This is a genomic window from Rhodococcus erythropolis R138 (assembly GCF_000696675.2).
GTDB lineage: Bacteria > Actinomycetota > Actinomycetes > Mycobacteriales > Mycobacteriaceae > Rhodococcus_F > Rhodococcus_F erythropolis.
The window spans coordinates 4,138,768-4,156,137 of record NZ_CP007255.1 but is presented as its reverse complement, the minus strand read 5'-3'; the positions used below and the strand labels follow the sequence as shown (position 1 = coordinate 4,156,137).

15 protein-coding genes are annotated in these 17,370 nt (G+C 64.3%); 10 read left to right on the top strand and 5 right to left on the bottom strand.

Translation table 11 applies throughout. The annotated features are described in order from the left end of the window. The first annotated feature begins 176 nt into the window (after positions 1–176). Both miaB and H351_RS18985 read left to right on the top strand, forming a co-directional pair. Positions 177–1,724: a tRNA (N6-isopentenyl adenosine(37)-C2)-methylthiotransferase MiaB gene (gene miaB / locus H351_RS18990; protein WP_044480362.1), complete on the top strand. Its 1,548-nt coding sequence runs from the start codon at positions 177–179 to the stop codon at positions 1,722–1,724. Further along, positions 1,721–2,311, top strand: a complete 591-nt coding sequence (locus H351_RS18985) for an Rv2732c family membrane protein (RefSeq protein ID WP_020907525.1) — start codon at positions 1,721–1,723, stop codon at positions 2,309–2,311. The genes miaB and H351_RS18985 overlap by 4 nt, the downstream gene beginning before the upstream one ends. Before the next feature lie 92 nt (positions 2,312–2,403). On the opposite strand, the gene H351_RS18980 is transcribed toward H351_RS18985, so the two are convergent. Beyond that, positions 2,404–3,789: a DUF349 domain-containing protein gene (locus tag H351_RS18980; RefSeq protein WP_029255239.1), complete on the bottom strand. Its 1,386-nt coding sequence runs from the start codon at positions 3,787–3,789 to the stop codon at positions 2,404–2,406. Positions 3,790–3,928: 139 nt separating this feature from the next. Between H351_RS18980 and H351_RS18975 the strand changes: the two genes are divergently transcribed. From H351_RS18975 to H351_RS18945, 7 genes are all read left to right on the top strand, one after another. Next, complete coding sequence (locus H351_RS18975) at positions 3,929–4,687, top strand: class III extradiol dioxygenase subunit B-like domain-containing protein (protein WP_020907527.1); 759 nt, start codon at positions 3,929–3,931, stop codon at positions 4,685–4,687. Then, on the top strand, positions 4,675–5,610 hold the full coding sequence (gene miaA, locus H351_RS18970; RefSeq protein ID WP_029255240.1) for a tRNA (adenosine(37)-N6)-dimethylallyltransferase MiaA: 936 nt from the start codon (positions 4,675–4,677) through the stop codon (positions 5,608–5,610). The genes H351_RS18975 and miaA overlap by 13 nt, the downstream gene beginning before the upstream one ends. Before the next feature lie 84 nt (positions 5,611–5,694). Continuing rightward, a complete protein-coding gene (locus H351_RS18965; protein ID WP_029255241.1) occupies positions 5,695–6,366 on the top strand; it encodes a class F sortase in 672 nt (223 codons plus the stop codon). Positions 6,367–6,398: 32 nt separating this feature from the next. Continuing rightward, positions 6,399–7,268 carry a diaminopimelate epimerase gene (dapF, locus tag H351_RS18960; RefSeq protein ID WP_029255242.1) on the top strand — a complete coding sequence of 290 codons (870 nt, stop codon included), beginning with the start codon at positions 6,399–6,401 and terminating at the stop codon, positions 7,266–7,268. A gap of 75 nt (positions 7,269–7,343) precedes the next feature. Beyond that, on the top strand, positions 7,344–8,819 hold the full coding sequence (gene hflX / locus H351_RS18955; protein WP_003942213.1) for a GTPase HflX: 1,476 nt from the start codon (positions 7,344–7,346) through the stop codon (positions 8,817–8,819). Next, a complete protein-coding gene (locus tag H351_RS18950) occupies positions 8,812–9,819 on the top strand; it encodes a hypothetical protein (RefSeq protein ID WP_029255243.1) in 1,008 nt (335 codons plus the stop codon). Before hflX ends, H351_RS18950 begins: the two co-directional genes overlap by 8 nt. 55 nt (positions 9,820–9,874) lie before the next feature. Then, positions 9,875–11,200, top strand: a complete 1,326-nt coding sequence (locus H351_RS18945; protein ID WP_029255244.1) for an alpha/beta hydrolase — start codon at positions 9,875–9,877, stop codon at positions 11,198–11,200. Positions 11,201–11,239: 39 nt separating this feature from the next. Here H351_RS18945 and H351_RS18940 read toward each other — a convergent pair whose 3' ends face one another. The 4 genes from H351_RS18940 to H351_RS18925 all read right to left on the bottom strand — a co-directional run bounded on the left by H351_RS18940 (position 11,240) and on the right by H351_RS18925 (position 15,442). After that, complete coding sequence (locus H351_RS18940; protein WP_003942144.1) at positions 11,240–11,497, bottom strand: HPr family phosphocarrier protein; 258 nt, start codon at positions 11,495–11,497, stop codon at positions 11,240–11,242. Positions 11,498–11,594: 97 nt separating this feature from the next. Then, complete coding sequence (locus H351_RS18935) at positions 11,595–13,664, bottom strand: PTS fructose transporter subunit IIABC (protein ID WP_029255245.1); 2,070 nt, start codon at positions 13,662–13,664, stop codon at positions 11,595–11,597. An 18-nt stretch (positions 13,665–13,682) separates the two neighbouring features. Further along, positions 13,683–14,678 (bottom strand): 1-phosphofructokinase, encoded by a 996-nt coding sequence (pfkB, locus tag H351_RS18930; protein ID WP_029255246.1) that lies wholly within the window; start codon positions 14,676–14,678, stop codon positions 13,683–13,685. Then, the gene (locus tag H351_RS18925) at positions 14,675–15,442 is read right to left on the bottom strand and encodes a DeoR/GlpR family DNA-binding transcription regulator (protein ID WP_029255247.1); all 768 of its coding nucleotides are present in this window, start codon (positions 15,440–15,442) and stop codon (positions 14,675–14,677) included. Before H351_RS18925 ends, pfkB begins: the two co-directional genes overlap by 4 nt. Before the next feature lie 191 nt (positions 15,443–15,633). Here H351_RS18925 and H351_RS18920 point away from each other — a divergent pair, with 191 nt between their 5' ends. Further along, entirely contained in the window at positions 15,634–17,307 is a 1,674-nt protein-coding gene (locus H351_RS18920) for a putative PEP-binding protein (protein WP_029255248.1), read from the top strand. Positions 17,308–17,370: the final 63 nt, after the last annotated feature.

Here is a 17,370-nt window from a genome sequence, read left to right as displayed (position 1 = left end):
AACGAGAACCTTAGGCGTAGTTTGCGTCGACGCCCGTGATTTCGCCATGGTTCTTGCCATATGTAATGGAAATTTTACTGTGACGACGTTTGTGTCGCGTTTCGGCTGTTTATCAGGGCGTTATTACACGTCGTAGTGGACGTGAGCTAGGCTGAAGCGTGTCACTGATCGACGAAATGTCCCCTGCACTTCCGGAGCCGACTGCAGTTCCGGAGGCAACTGCTACGCCTGTTCGCACCTACGAGGTGCGGACGTACGGCTGTCAGATGAACGTCCACGATTCCGAGCGACTGTCCGGTCTGCTCGAGGACGCCGGGTATTCGAAGGCGGAGACCGGAACCGATCCTGATCTTGTCGTCTTCAATACGTGTGCGGTCCGCGAGAACGCGGACAACAAGTTGTACGGCAACCTCAGCCAGCTCGCCCCCAACAAGGAGGCGAACCCCGACATGCAGATCGCGGTCGGTGGGTGCCTGGCGCAGAAGGATCGTGACACCGTCGTCAAGAAGGCACCGTTCGTCGATGTCGTCTTCGGCACTCACAACATCGGCTCGCTTCCTGCGCTGCTCGACCGTGCGCGTCACAATCAGCGCGCCGAGGTCGAAATCCTCGACGCACTCGAGGCGTTTCCTTCGACACTGCCAGCCAAGCGCGAATCTGCTTATGCAGGTTGGGTTTCCATCTCGGTGGGCTGCAACAACACGTGCACGTTCTGCATCGTTCCGGCCTTGCGTGGCAAGGAAGTGGATCGACGTCCCGGCGACATCCTGGCCGAGGTGCAGGCACTCGTCGACGAGGGTGTCTCGGAAGTGACCCTGCTCGGACAGAACGTCAACGCCTACGGCGTGTCGTTCGCCGATCCGGAACAACCGCGCGATCGCGGAGCCTTCGCTTCCCTCTTGAAGGCATGTGGACACATCGACGGCCTCGAACGGGTCAGGTTCACATCGCCGCACCCGGCAGAGTTCACCGATGATGTCATCGAAGCGATGGCAACCACTCCCAACGTCTGCCCGCAGTTGCACATGCCGTTGCAGTCCGGTTCGGACAAGGTTCTCAAGGCGATGAAGCGCTCGTACCGCAAGTCGAAGTACCTCGGGATCATCGAGAAGGTGCGCGCCGCAATGCCGCACGCCGCCATCACCACGGACATCATCGTCGGGTTCCCGGGGGAGACGGAAGAGGATTTCGAGGAGACGCTGGACGTCGTGCGTAAGGCGCGATTCTCCAACGCCTACACCTTCCAGTACTCCAAGCGCCCGGGCACGCCGGCGGCGGAGATGGCCGATCAACTCCCCAAAGAGGTTGTCCAGGAACGCTACATGCGATTGCTCGCGGTTCAGGAAGAAGTGAACATCGAGGAAAATCGCAAACTCGTCGGCACCGAGGTAGAACTGCTGGTGGCTGCGGGTGAGGGCCGCAAGAATGCAGCGACTCACCGTCTCAGCGGTCGCGCGCGAGACGGCCGCCTGGTGCATTTCCGACCCGAGGGAAACCTCGACGGCACAATCCGACCCGGCGATGTGGTGACGGTCGTCGTCACCCACGGAGCCCCCCATCACCTCGTGGCAGATGACGGAGTGCTCACACACCGTCGGACCCGCGCCGGTGATTCGTTCGAAAAGGGCATCACACCGAAGACCCCGCCCATCGGCGTAGGTCTCGGACTACCGAAGATCGGTGCCCCAGCCCCACAACCCGTCCAGATGGGATGCAACGCATGACCTCGCAACACGAGAACAAGACACCTCAGCCGGGCGACGACGCCTTCGAGGGCTACCGCAAGGACCTCGACGACGCGGAACGCAAGGTCGCGGGGGAAATCGATCCGGGTGCGCGCGCCATGGTTGTCGCGGTTGCGGTGCTCGTGCTGGTCGGCACACTTGCACTGCCCCATGCGGGAGTTGCGAACGGCTGGGATGTGCTCGCGTACAACCAGGACGCGGAAAGTGAACGGATTGCACTGTTCTCACGCTTGTTCGTGTGGTTCGTTGTCATCTTCGGCATCGGATTCTCGATGCTCGCACTCGTGACGCGGCGCTGGAGTCTGGCGTGGGTCGCGCTGGCCGGTAGTGCCGTGGCGAGTGCGCTGGGAATGATGGCCGTCTGGTCACGTCAGACCATTCCCGCCGGATTCAACGTGGCAGGACCGTCGATCGGGCTGGTCATCGGATGGTTTGCCGTCGTGTTCTTGACGTTCCATTGGCTCAAGGTGGTCTGGACCCGAACCAACATTCAGCTCGCTGCCGAGGAACAACGCCGGATCGCTGCGGCTGAAGCCGAGAAGCATCAGGAATGGAACGTCGGCTGACACGGAAGTTCTCTTAGCCAATAGCGCAAGACAACGCCGGCTGACTCCTTTCGGAGTCAGCCGGCGTTGTTGTCAAAGCAGCTCGTCGTCGATTACTCGCTGACAGCGCTCTCGGCTGCTTCGGCCCACTCACGCCACTGCTTTGCCTGAGCGAGAGCCTTCTCGGCGTCCTTCGTCTTGCCGGCAGCCTGAGCCTTGGCGGCCTGCTCCTCGAACTGGCTCACCCGCTCCTTGAACTGCGCGACCCGGGCAAGTGCTTCCGGATCGGTACGACGCCACTCGGCGTCGACGGCGTCGCGCACCTTGGTTTCGATGGCCCGAAGCTTCGCTTCGAGTTCCTGCATCCGGTCGCGCGGCACCTTGCCGATCGCGTCCCACTTCTCCTGCAGGTCGCGCAGCGCTGCACGAGCGTTTTCGAGTCCGTGTGCCGGATCGATGTTCGCGTTCGCAGCGAGCAGCTCTTCCTTTGCAACCGCGTTCTGCTCGAATTCGGCGTCGCGCTCGGATGCAGCAGCGTTGCGTGCGGCGAAGAACACGTCCTGAGCGCCCTTGAAGCGCTTCCACAGGTTGTCGTCGGCCTCGCGCGGCGCGCGGCCGGCAGCCTTCCACTCGCTGAGTAGATCGCGGAATTCTCCAGCGGTCTGTCCCCATTCAGTGGAGGTCGACAGCTTCTCGGCGCGCTCGACCAGTTCTTCCTTCGTCGAACGGGCGCTCGCACGATCACGATCGAGTTCGGCGAAATGCGCTCCACGCCGTCGGTTGAAGGACTCGCGAGCCTTGGAGTACCGCTTCCACAGTGCGTCGTCGACCTTGCGGTCGATTCCGCGAATCGTCTTCCACTCGTCGAGAATCTCGCGCAGTCGATCACCCGCGGTCTTCCACTGGGTCGACTCCGAACCGATCTGTTCGGCCTCGACTGCGAGGGCCTCCTTGCGGGCGGTGCTCGCGGCGCGAGACTGTTCCTTCTCTTCCTTCGCGTGCGCTGCGGCCTCGTCGGACCCGGCAACGATCACGTCGAGTCGGCGGGCCAAAGCGTCGAGGTCCCCGATCACGGCAGCGGTGGAGAGGGATTCGGATAGAGCGATGGCGGCAGCCTTGGTCTTCTTGGCGTCTCCGGCGCCCGACGTCAGACGAGCCTCGAGTAGTGAGACCTCGGTCGCGAGGTCGTCGTAGCGACGACCGAAATGGGCGAGGCCCTCGGTGGCGTCGCCGGCCTGCCACGAACCGATCTGGCGTTCACCGTCAGCGGTCTTCACCCAGGCGGTTCCGTCTTCCTCGACGCGGCCGAACTTGCTCGGGTCGCTGGCCGGCGCGGCGGTGACGGCATGCGAGGCTGCCGGGCCGGGGCGAGGTGCTCCGGGGCGGGGCGCACCGGGGCGTGGTCCACCAGGTTTGGGAGCACCGGGTTTGGGTGCTGCCGGGCTCGGGCTGGCCGAACTGCTGTCGGCGCCGGGGGTGGGTTCACTGTTCTCGGTCATCGGTCCTCGTCTCTGCCGCGCGTCACGGCTGCCTGATCGCATTCCTGGTTCCATTGAACCCGGTACTCACGTTCTCCGACTATTGAATCAGGTAAGAGGGTGTGAGGTCGCCACCTCGGGGTCGACTAGCGTGGCAACTGTGTTGACTTCCGCTGTTCTTGTCCCCTCGGCGCCGTTACTCGTGCCGGAATTGTCCGGTGATTCGGCCGAGTCTGCTCAGGTGCGCGCCGCGGCGACGGCCGCCGTGCGCCGGCTCTCTCACGAGGCGGTTCACTGGGTGGGCGTCGGTGTCGGCCCCGAGAATGCAGAACCCGAGAATGCAGGCGAACTCTGGCGATCGGGCGTCGGACGTGGGCAGATCGGTACTTTCGCGGGATTCGGCGCCGATGTCCGGACGTCCCTGGACGCGGATGCGGCAGGTGAACCGCTGCCATCTCTCGAACTGTGCGCCCTTGTTGCCGGCTGGCTGCGTGCCCGAGCGGACGTGGAGATCACCGTCGACATGCACGTCGTCAGTGCAAAGGCGTCGGTGAATGAATGTCGTGAATTCGGGCAGCAGCTGCGCAAGCAACTCGACAGCGACAACCGACCGCAAGGGCTTCTGATCGTGGCTGACGGTGCGTCCACGCTGACGGCAAAGGCGCCCGGAAGCTTCGACGAGCGCGCCGCGGGCGTGCAATCAGCCATCGACGATGCCCTGACCGCCGGTGACCCGGAGGCGCTTCTTGCTCTCGATCCGCAGCTCTGCCGGAGTGTCGGAGCCCAGGGGCGTGCGGCGTGGCAGGTCCTGGCCGGTGTCTTCATGGACTCGTCTCGGTCAACCACGACACGTTCGGTGGTCGACTACAGCGACGCGCCGTTCGGCGTCGCTTACCACGTCGGGACGTGGCGGCCGTGAACGTCCCTGAAGGACTTCGCCCGATCGCAGTTGTCGGTCCGACCGCGTCGGGAAAGTCCGATCTCGCGTTGGCACTGGCCGAAGAATTCGGCGGTGAGATCATCAACATCGACGCGATGCAGCTCTATCGCGGCATGGATATCGGGACCGCCAAACTGACGCCGGCCGAGCGTCGCGGGATTCCGCATCACCTGCTCGACGTTCTCGACGTGAAGGAGACCGCCACCGTCGCGCGTTATCAAAGCGACGCGATCGCGATCGCCGAGAATCTGATCGCGGAGGGCAAGGTTCCGGTGATCGTCGGCGGATCCATGATGTACGTCCAGTCCCTACTCGACGAATGGTCCTTTCCGGCAACGGATCCCGAAGTTCGCGCGAAGTGGGAGGCAGTGCTGGCCGACGGTGGGGTCGGTGCGGTGCATACGGCGCTTGTTGCTGCTGATCCGGTAGCGGCGGCGTCGATACTGCCGACGGACGGTCGGCGGATGGTTCGGGCGCTCGAGGTCGTCGAGCTGACAGGTCTGCCGTTCGCGGCCTCAGCTCCGCAGATCGGTGACCCTCGTTGGGGAACCCGCATTCTCGGCGTGGATCGGGATACGGAAGAACTCGACACACGGATTCGGTTGCGAACCGAACTGATGTTTTCAGGCGGACTTGTCGACGAAGTCGCCGTACTCGTCGAGCAAGGATTGCGTGAGGGCGTCACAGCGCCGCGAGCCATCGGCTACGCACAGGTGCTCGCACATTTCGACGGTGAATACGATCTGGCCGAAGCACTCGAACGGACGTTCATCGGGACGCGGCGCTACGTTCGCCGCCAACGATCATGGTTCCGTCGTGACGCACGCGTGCACTGGCTCGACGGTGCCGATCCGGAGCTGGCTCGCTCGGCCTTCGCTGCCCTTGCATATCGCGGCCTGTAACACGATCGCCCCGATCAGCTATCTTACAGTTAGCTCTTTCGCGATCCATTCCTTTCGCGATCGACGGACTGGAGGACAACGAACATGGCGCAGACCGGGACACACGCGCGACCGAGAGGCCGACGCGCGGGTCGGCTGCCGCTTCTCCTACTGCTCGTCACATTTCTCGCGGTCGGCGGGGTGCTCGTCTATTTTGCGGTGAGTGCGGCCGGGAAGCCCATCAGCGCACCTGTTCCCGAAGCACCCTTCGACGTGGGAGCTCCAACCGATCCAGGGGCGAGTTGGGCGCCTGCGCCAACGGATCTGCCGCCGAACACGCTCGCGATTCCCGATCTCGATGTGCGAGCCGACATCGTGACCAGTGGGTTCGGCACCAACCGCGGAATGATCCTTCCGCACCCTGACAAGGTTTCGCATTTCACCAACGGTGTGCAGTTCGGATCTTCGGAGGGCACCAATCTTGTTGCCGGCCACGTCGACGACGGTGATCGCACGCACGGCGCCTTGTGGGCGCTGCACCAGATGAAGCCCGGAACACCGGTCTACGTGAGCGACGACACCGGAACGATGTTCACCTATCACGCAGCGAGCCTGAAGCTGTACGAAAAGGTGGCTTTGCCGGCCGAGTTCTTTTCCGAAACGGGTGCGCCCAGGCTGGTCCTCGTGACCTGCGGCGGCGCAACCGTGCCCGACCCCTCGTTGCCGTCCGGATTCACGTACGAACAGAACGTCGTGGTCACCGCGTCACCTGCGTGAGTCGGTCGGTAGGTCCGGATAGGATGGCGACCATGGATTTCAGTAAGGGCCACGGCACGCAGAACGACTTCGTTGTTCTCCCTGACCTCGACGTTCGGGTCGATCTCGAGCCGGCGCGAGTTTCAGCGTTGTGTGATCGTCAGCGTGGCCTCGGCGCCGACGGCATCCTTCGTGTCGCCCGGGCAGGCGCACTTGCGGACGCGGGCGTGCTCGGTGCGCTGCCCGACGGCGTCGCTGCCGAAGACTGGTTCATGGACTACCGCAACAGCGACGGCTCCATCGCGGAGATGTGCGGAAACGGAGTTCGCGTATTCGCCCACTATCTCAAGGCCTCGGGCTTGGAGAGCAAGGACGAGTTCGTGGTCGGCAGTCGTGCCGGAGCGCGTCCGGTCGTGGTGCACGGCTACGACGCCACACATGGTGACGTGACCGTGGCGATGGGCCCGATCAAGGACCTCGGCACCAGTTCGGCAACAATCGACGGCCGCGTCTTCGCCGGCGTCGGCATCGACGTCGGTAATCCGCATTTGGCGTGTGTCGACGAGCACGTGACGGCAGAAGTTTTGAGTGCGCTCGATTTGAGTGTTTCTCCGGGCTTCGATCCCGGGTTCTTCCCGCACGGGGTCAACATCGAGATCGTGACGCCGATCCACGACGGTGGGGTCCACATGCGCGTACACGAGCGTGGTGTGGGCGAGACTCGTTCCTGCGGAACCGGAACGGTCGCAGCTGCGGCCGCGGCGCTGAAGTTCGACGGCCGCGACGAAGGCTCGGTGCTGGTGCGCGTGCTCGGCGGCGAAGTGCAGGTCACCGTCGAAGGCGGCGAAGGGTCGTTGCGGGGGCCCTCGGTTCTGGTGGCGAGCGGGACGATCAGCGATGCCTGGTGGCAGTCGCTCGTGTGATATCGCCCGCGGGAAATACGCCTGCAGGAAATACGGATGCACCGTGGCCAGGTTTCGTGGGACCATGGATCTTGTATGACGAACACACATGAAAACGAAGAGTCCACCGCTCACGAGCAGTCCGAGTACGCGCAAGCCGAATACACGGCAGCGTCCGCATCGGGCAACCCGTCGACCGGTGAGATGCAACTCGCAGATCGCGGCGCCCTGCGCCGCGTGGCCGGTCTGTCGACCGAGCTCGAGGACGTCACCGAAGTCGAGTATCGCCAGCTTCGACTCGAAAGAGTTGTCCTGGTCGGCGTCTGGACGCAGGGAACTGCCGAGCAGGCCGAGGCGAGCATGACCGAGCTGGCCGCACTGGCAGAGACGGCCGGCTCCGAGGTCCTCGAAGGACTGGTTCAGCGCCGCGACAAACCCGACGCTGCCACCTACATCGGTTCCGGCAAGGCTCAGGAACTGCGCGAAGTAGTCCTGGCGACCGGCGCCGACACCGTCGTCTGCGACGGTGAGCTGACGCCGGCGCAGCTCACGGCGCTGGAGAAGATCGTCAAGGTCAAGGTCATCGACCGGACGGCTCTGATTCTCGACATCTTTGCTCAGCACGCCACTTCTCGTGAGGGTAAAGCCCAGGTGGCTTTCGCTCAGATGGAGTACATGCTCCCGCGTCTGCGTGGTTGGGGCGAGTCGATGTCGCGCCAGGCCGGTGGCCGTGCCGGCAGTAACGGAGGTGTGGGCCTGCGTGGTCCCGGTGAGACGAAAATCGAGACCGACCGTCGCCGTATTCGTGAGCGCATGGCAAAACTGCGCCGCGAGATCAAGGGCATGAAGGCCGCCCGCGACACCAAGCGCACACGTCGACTGCAGAGCGACATCCCGTCGATCGCCATCGTCGGATACACCAACGCGGGCAAATCGAGTCTGCTCAATTCGCTCACCGGATCCGGTGTGCTCGTGGAGAACGCGTTGTTCGCCACCTTGGACCCGACAACTCGTCGCGCAGCACTCGACGACGGCCGCGAGTACGTACTCACCGACACGGTCGGCTTCGTGCGACACCTTCCGACTCAGTTGGTCGAGGCATTCCGCTCGACTCTCGAGGAAGTGACAGACGCGGATCTGCTTCTGCATGTCGTCGACGGTTCGGATCCGTTGCCGACAGAACAGATCAAGGCTGTGCGGGAAGTCGTCACCGATGTTCTGCGCGAGACGGATTCGAAGGCTCCGCCGGAGTTGATCGTGGTCAACAAGATCGACGCGGCAGATCCGGTTACCTTGACGCAACTACGTGGTCTGCTGCCTGGTGCCGTGTTCGTCTCGGCGCGGACCGGTGAAGGAATCGCTGAACTACGAGCACATCTCAGCGAGGTGCTGGTTCGGCCGGAGGTCGAGGTCGACGTGCTGGTGCCGTACACGCGCGGTGATCTGATGGCTCGAATCCACTCGGACGGAACGATTTTGGAATCGACTCACGAAGAGGCGGGAACGCGGGTGCACGCACGCGTGCCACAGATGTTGGCCTCGGCATTGGTGGAGTACGCACCTAGTGCGTAGTTTCGGGGCCGTGGTCGCGGTGCTTGCTGCGACTACGGCAACCGCACTGCTTCCCGGAGCGCTCGCACAGGCGTTGTCGTTCGAACCGAGCGAGTTCGCCCCACTCTGTACACCTACCGATCCTGCGCTCCAGGAGTTGTCGGGGATGGTCGTCGTCGACGATCGGATCTACGCGATGGGTGACGGCGGCAGTGACGACTTCGTATTCGAAATGGACCTGAACTGTGTTGTCCAGAAACAGATTCCGGTCCCGATCGATCCATACGACGTCGAAGATCTTGCGGTGAGTGGTCGAACGCTCGTTCTGTCGGATACCGGCGACAACCTCCGAACCCGCGACACGGTGGCGTTCATCACGATGGACCTCGATTCCGGTAACGGTACGTTGCACCGCCTCACGTACCCGGACGGCGCGCACGACACCGAATCGATTCTGCTCGACCCTGACGGCCATGTGTTTGTCGTGACCAAGGAATTGTTCGGCTCCAGCAGTGTCTACACACCCGTCGGGGATCAGAAACTGAGTGACTTGGCGCAACCCGGCCCGACGCCGCTCGAGCGCGTCGGAGCCGTATCTCTCGGACCGGAGAAGCCCGTGTCGGTGATGTTCACCGGGGGAGCGGTGTCGTCGGACGGTTCGGCGATCGCGCTTCGGAGTTACTCCGATCTGTACCTGTACGAGGTCGTGGACGGCGGAATCGGCGCGACGCTCACCGATACCGAACCCCTGCGGATCCCGCTCCCGACGGAGCCTCAGGGCGAGGCCGTGGCATTCAACGACGCGGGCGATGTTCTGATCGGATCGGAATCTGCCGGCGGAGCTTTGCCGCCGGTTCACGTGATGCGCGCGCTCGTGGAAGCGACCGAATCGACGGCTGACTCGTCTGCCGGTTCGGTCGGCGTCGGGGTCGATCCATGGACATTCGTGTGGGCCGGATTGGTCGCGGCAGGATGCGCGCTCGGAGGCGCGGCGTTCGTGAGATCTCGACGACGCCGCTGATTCCCACCAATTCCACGAATTCGCAGACTGCCGGTAGATGTGGATACTGGAACGAATGCACGGGCATCAACTCCTGACGCGGCTCTCGCGTATGTCACTCGAGCACGGACACATCACCGCAGCGCTGCTCGTTGGTTCCGTCCTCGTCGGCGTCGGCACGCTGCTTTTGCTTCGTTGGTTGCCGCGTCGGGCCGTGCTTGTCGCACTGGGCTTGTCAGTGGTCGGGTCCGCCGGCGGCGCGATGTTCGTGTGGCTCAGTTATCGACCGTTGCCCGCGCAGCTACCCCTGTCGAGTTTTGTGTGGATAGCGTTGGCGATATTCGGAGTCATCGGCGCGGCGCTTGTTCTCCTTCGGCGTCCAGGACTGGCCCGCGGCCTTTCTGTGACGGTGTTGGCCGGTCTGGCCGCGATCGTCGCGGTGGGTCAGGTCAATGCCCAGACCGGCACTTACCCCACGCTCGGATCACTGGTCGGGCACTGGCCGGTCGGCTCGGTCGAGCACGTTGCTTTCGATTCGCTCCCCGGGGCCGAACCTTGGCTACAGCGGGGACTTCCCACCGAAACTCATTGGGAGGTTCCGGTGCGGATGCCGAGCAACGGCGTCGTGACGGAAGCGTCGATTCCGGGAAACATCTCGGGTTTCGACGCGAGGCCGGCGACGTTGTATCTCCCGCCTGCCTATCTTGCCGATCCGCGTGCCGAGTTGCCCGTACTGGTGTTGGTGGCGGGTGAGCCCGGCAGCCCCAGCGACTGGCTGGACAGTGGCCGTCTCGCGACCACAGTCGACGCCTATGCGTCGAGGCATTCCGGGCTTGCTCCCGTCGTGGTGGTGCCCGACGCGTTGGGGGACTACGACGCCAACCCCGGCTGCATGGATTCTGCGCTCGGCAACGTCGCGACGTATCTGGACCAGGACGTCCCGAACTGGATCGAATCGAACCTTCAAGTGAATCCGGACGCTGCGCAATGGGCTATCGGTGGGTTCTCCTACGGCGGGACGTGCGCGATCGAGATGGCCGTGAACTTCCCGGACCGATACCCGTCGTTCCTGGACTTCTCCGGGCAGGACGAACCGTCGACCGGTGATCACGAGGACACCGTGGCGGCCATGTTCGACGGTGACGAAAGCGCGTTCGACGCGGTCAACGCCCGAGACCTGATGGCGCAGAATCGGTATCCGCAGTTGTCTGGTGTATTCGTCGCGGGTGAAGACGACGACATCTACCGCCCTCAGCAGGAGATCATGTTCGAGGCTGCGCGCGCCGCCGACATGAACGTGGACTACTACACCCTTCCCGGCGGGCACTCGGGTGATGTGTGGGGCACTGCTCTGGAACTCGAAATGGACTGGCTGGGCCGGACACTCGCACTGACTCCGTGAGAGTGTCCGGCCCGCTACACAGCACCGACTGACATCAGGTCAGGCGTCGAGATCAGCGGCTACCAGTTCGGCGACCTTGGCGAGTGCGTCGGCGTCGTCGGACTCGATGGTGACTTCGGTGTCCTTGGCGGCTCCGAGCGTCATGATCATCAGTGCCGAACCTGCATCCACCGGTTCGCCGTCGGCGACTGCGAGGGTGACCGTGGCGCCGGAGGCTCCGACTGCTTCGGCGATGAGAGCGGCGGGGCGGGCGTGGAGGCCGACTGCGGAACCGACGGCAACTGTCTTGCTGGGCATGGGATCTCCTCGTTGTGAATCTATCGGTGCGGACGTTGTGGGGTCTTTGGGCGGATTTGGTGACAACAGTGGTGACTGCAGTGTTGCTTGCTGTCGATCATGCCGCAGCGGGCACGATTTCGGGGTCGAGTTCGGCATCGGACGGACCCTTGCGGAAGAACTCCTTGGCTCCGACGACGGCGAGCGCAGCTACCACGGTTCCCGCGGCGAGCGAGACCAGGAACCAGCCGATTCCGCCGACTGCGAAGAAGACGAAGATCCCGCCGTGCGGGGCGCTGAGAGTGACGTCGAAAGCCATGATCAGCGCACCGGTGACGGCGCCGCCCGCCATCATCGAGGGGATCACGCGAAGCGGGTCGGCAGCGGCGAACGGAATCGCGCCCTCGGAGATGAATGCCGAACCCAGCAACCAGGCAGCCTTTCCGTTCTCACGTTCGGCTTCGCTGAAGAGCTTGGGACGCAGCACCGTCGAGGCAAGTGCCATGGCCAGTGGCGGAACCATACCGGCAGCCATGACTGCCGCCATGATGCGCAAAGTGGCCGGGTCGTTGACGTTGAGTCCGGCTACAGCGAAGGCGTAAGCCGCCTTGTTGACCGGTCCGCCGAGGTCGAAGCACATCATCAGGCCGAGAATGATGCCGAGGAAGATGGCCGAGCTGCCGGACAGTCCGTTGAGCCAGTCGGTGAGACCGGAGGTGATCGCGGCGAGCGGACGACCGAGGACGATGAACATCAGTGCTCCGACAACCAGCGTCGCGAACAGCGGAATGATCACCACCGGCATCAGGCCCCGCAGCCACTGCGGGACGGCGATCCGGCCGATGTAGAGCGCGACGACACCGGCGATGAGACCACCGACCAGGCCGCCGATGAATCCGGCACCGACAAACACGGCGACCGCGCCGGCTGTGAAGCCGGGAGCGATGCCAGGCCGGTCGGCGATAGCGAAGGCGATGTAGCCGGCCAACGCGGGCACCAGGAAGCTGAATGCCAACGAACCGATCTGGAACAGCACTGCGCCGAGATAGGTGGCCAGACCACCGTCGGGAAGGTTGGTGATCGAGTTGTTGAGAACGATGTCCTTGGCAGGACCGGAGATCTCGTATCCGCCGAGCAGGAAGCCGAGTGCGATCAGCAGACCGCCGGCCGCGACGAACGGGATCATGTAGCTGACACCGGTCAGGAGGACCTGACGGAGGTGGGTGCCGAACCCTACGGAACCGGCATCGGAATCCGCGGCCGCGGCGGCGGTGCCGTCCACGGTGGCGGCGGCGGGATTCTCGGAGGCGCGCAACGCTTCTGCAAGCATCTTGTCCGGCTCGTTGATCGCCCGCTTCACGCCGGAAGCGACAACGGGTTTGCCGGCGAATCGTTCGCGGCCCTTCACTCCGACGTCGGTGGCGAAGATGACCGCGGCGGCTCCGGCGATGACGGAAGGGTCAAGCGGGGTGCTTCCGCTCGAGCCCTGCGTTTCGACGTGAACCTTGACCCCGGCGCGTTCACCCGCGGCGACGAGCGAGTCCGCAGCCATGTAGGTATGAGCGATTCCGGTCGGGCACGCGGTGACCGCGACGATGTGACGCTCCGCGGGCGTTGGAGCCGGTGCCTCCTCGGTGGCGTGTTTCCCGGTGGAAACAGGAGGAGTGGGTGTGGCTGCCGCAGCTTTTGCTGGAGCATCCTTCGGCGCGGGATTGAGTACCTCGTCGACCAGTCTCACGATCTCGTCCGGCGTCGACGCCTCACGAAGCGACGTGACAAACGCGGGTCGGACGAGCGCTCGGGCCAAGGACGAGAGCAGCTTCATGTGCTCGGCTCCGGCGCCTTCGGGTGCCGCGATCAGGAACACCAGATCGGCGGGGCCGTCGGGTGCACCGAAATCGACCTTCGGATCCAGTCGAGCAAATCCCAGGGACGCGGACGAGACGGCCTCGGCGCGGCAGTGGGGAATGGCGATTCCGCCCGGCAGTCCGGTCGCGGACTGCGCTTCGCGAGCGAGTGCGGCATCGACCAGCCCCGCGGCGTCGCTCGCTCGTCCCGCTGCAGTCAGTCGCGCTGCGAGAGAACGAATGACATCTTCCTTGGTCGTACCCAGGTCGGTGTCGAGTGAGATCAGTTCGGGACTGATGATCTCGGGGCCGGAACCGCCGGCTGCGTTGGTATCGGACATGTCAGGTTCCTTAGGGCGTCAGGCGAGTTCGGTGGGGACGGGGATGGGAGAGGAGGCATCGGCTGCAGATACCGAAACCGCTGCCAGATCGATCTGTTCGGGCGTGGGAAGAGTTGTGCCGGGAAGGGAGGCAGCGGCGCTTCCGTAGGCGACCGCGTGACGTAACCGCTCGGATTCCGAGCCGCCTCCCGCTTCGGCGAGGATGTAGCCGGCCAGCGAAGAATCGCCTGCGCCGACGGTACTGACTGCGACAATCGGGGGAGCAGTGGCGATCCACGCGCCGTCGGCGGTGACGAGGACAGCACCTGCTGCGCCGAGCGTGGCGAGCACACTGCCGACGCCGCGGTCGACCAATCGCCGCGCCGCCGTGACTGCAGGCCCGGGATCACCGTTCTCGGCAGCACGTTCGAGGACGTGGCCGTCGACGCCGGTCAGTTGTGCGAGTTCCTCGCCGTTGGGTTTGAGCAGGTCGGGTGCCGAGCCGGGGAACGCTTCGGCGAGTGCCGTCAGCGGGGCGTCCGAGGTGTCGACCGCCACCTTGCACGGGTGATCGCGCAGCGCCGCGACGAGCTCGCCGTACCACCCGAGCGGAACGCCGGGGGGCAGTGAGCCGGACAGCGCGAACCACAGTGCGGTATCGGCGCGGACAATCAACTCCTGTGCCAGGGCGTCGAGCGTCGAACCGGACAGCGTTGCGCCGGGTTCGTTGATCTTCGTCGTTGTCCCGTCCGGTTCCGCGATGGTGATGTTGGTGCGAGCCAGACCCGTTGTGGCGACACCGATGTGGGGAATCCCGCCGGCTGCCAGCGCCGAGAGCAGAGGGTCACCATCGTTTCCCGGTAGAACCGCGAGCACGTCGAGGTCGGCTGCGGCGAGAACACGCGCGACGTTGACCCCCTTGCCGCCGGGGTCGCTGCGAGTGGAGTGGGCACGTAGGACGGAGCCTCGTTCGAGCCGTTGCTCGAGTTGCACGGTCCGATCGATACTCGGGTTGGCTGTCAGTGTGACGATCATGCGATCACCACCTCGATTCCGTGGTCGTGGAACTCGGATGTGTCTGTGGGACTGATCTCTTCGTCGGTGATGAGGACGTCGATGCTGTCGAGTGGGGCGAAGCTGATCAAGTGCTCGCGGCCGACTTTGGTGGAATCGGCCACCACCACAACGTGATTGGCGGATTTGACCATTGCTCGTTTGACGGCGGCCTCTTCGCTGTCCGGAGTGGAGAGTCCGTGCCCGACGCTGATCGCGTTCGTTCCGATGAAGGCGACGTCGACTCGCAACGTGCTCAGCAGGCGTAGGGCGTCCTCGCCGACCACGGCTTGAGTCACCCCGCGTACTCGACCGCCGAGCAGTATCAGGGAAATCGAGTTCATCGATGCCAGGCGTGCGCCGATCGGGACGGAATTGGTGACGGCTGTGAAGTCGTTCTCGGTCGGCAGTTCGGGGATCATGCGGCCCGTGGTCGTGCCCGCGTCGAAGATCACGCTGCCGCCGGTGGGAGGGAGGTAGGTGACCGCGCAGCGGGCGATCCGGTCCTTCTGTTGCGCGCGGGTCTGATCGCGTTCCGCCATGCCCGGTTCGGTGACGTGGAGGGATCCGGTGGGAACGGCGCCGCCGTGTACACGCCTGATCTGTCCGATCCGCTCGAGGAAGGCCAGATCGCGACGCACGGTCTCGGTGGTCACACCGAAGGTCTCCGACAGAGCCGCCACGGACATGCGTCCGCGCTGCGACACCATGGTGCCGATCGCTTGTTGGCGTTCTTCCGCGTACACGTGCTCTCCGATTCCGAAGTGTGATCCGACGGTGCGTTGTGGATCACAGTGAATGTTGCTTTATGTTGTTTTACGCCCGAGTGTGTTGACATGTCAAGACTTGGGAGTAATCTTCGTCACAACGAAGGTGAGGGCTTTACGCGCTCGAGGTGATCCGGTGAGACACCGGGCCCATCGCTCAAGGAGGACAGATGACCGAACAGCTCAACCGAATCACCGTGCACGGCACCCCCGTGGTGCCTGGAATCGCCTACGGACCGGCGATCTGGCCGTCCAGCCGACCAGAACTCGTCACCGATGCGCCGGCACTCGACGAGGCCGATCGAGAGGCCGCCGCAGACGCCTTCGTCGCAGCGGCGAAGGCTGTCGAGAACCGCCTTCTCGGACGGGCCGCCGAAGCTACCGGCGCGGCCGCAGAGGTCTTGCAGGCCAACGCGGCGATGGCAGCTGATCGTGGCTGGATCGGGGCGGCCAAGAAGTCGATCGCCGGCGGAGTGCCCCCGGTGCAGGCTGCGATCGCGGCGACGGAGCAGTTCGTGGTGCTGTTCACCAAGGTCGGCGGTTTGATGGCCGAGCGCGTCACCGACCTCGAGGACATCCGCGACCGCGTGATCGCCGAACTCTCCGGATTACCTGAACCTGGAGTTCCGATGCCCGAGACACCGTCGGTGCTGTGCGCGGACGATCTGGCTCCTGCAGACACCGCGGGCCTCGATGCATCCAAGATCATCGGACTCGTGACCATCTACGGCGGCCCGACCAGCCACACGGCAATCATCACGCGGCAGTTGGGCATCCCGTGCATCGTCGCCGCGAAGGAATTGGAATCCATCTCGGCAGGAATACCGATTCTGATCGACGGAACAACCGGCGACGTGATCGCGGAGCCGGATCCCGGGCACGCGCGTGAGCTGGTCGAACAATCCCGGATCGATCGCGAACGCGTCAGCACCTGGACCGGACCGGGCCAGACGGCGGACGGCCGGCCGGTAGACGTTCTCGCCAACGTTCAAGACGGCGCGGGCGCTCGCGCCGCGGCGTCGACTGCTGCGGCGGGCATCGGGCTCTTCCGGACCGAACTCTGCTTCCTCGGCCGTGAGACCGAACCGACCGTAGACGAGCAGGCGGCGATCTACGCCGAGGTTCTCGAGGCCTTCGCAGGAAAGAAGGTCATCATTCGCACGTTGGACGCGGGTTCGGACAAGCCGCTCAAATTCGCCAACCATCAAGAGGAAGCGAATCCGGCACTCGGCGTTCGTGGGGTCCGAATCGCCTGGCAGGACATGGGAATTCTCGACCGCCAGCTCGACGCGATCGCATCAGCTGCGGCGTCGACCAACTCGTCGCCGTGGGTGATGGCACCGATGATCGCCACCCCGGCCGAGGCGAAACGTTTTGCCGATGCGGTGCGGGCACGCGATCTTGTTCCCGGTGTGATGGTGGAGATCCCGGCGGCGGCGCTGTTGGCCGACCAGATTCTCGAACACGTCGAATTCCTCTCGATCGGTACCAACGACCTCGCTCAGTACACGATGGCCGCTGATCGGATGTCCTCCGAACTCGCCGACCTGGCCGATCCATGGCAGCCCGCGGTGCTCGCCCTTGTCGCACGTACGGCCCAGGCAGGTCAGGCGGCAGGCAAGCGCGTCGGCGTCTGCGGTGAGGCGGCCGCCGATCCACTGTTGGCGTGTGTTCTGGCCGGACTCGGAGTTTCCTCGCTCTCCTGTGCTGCGGCGTCGGTCGCGGGTGTGGGCGCGAAGGTCGGATCCGTCACCATGGCGCAATGTGAGGCGGCTGCGGCAGCGGTGCTGGCAACCGGTGATCCGGTGGCAGCGCGCAAAGCGGCGGCTGACGCAATCAGCTGAACTGGTTTGATCGGTCTCGGTCGGAGACCGAGCGCCTGACCTCTAGTATTTCGACCTGTGATC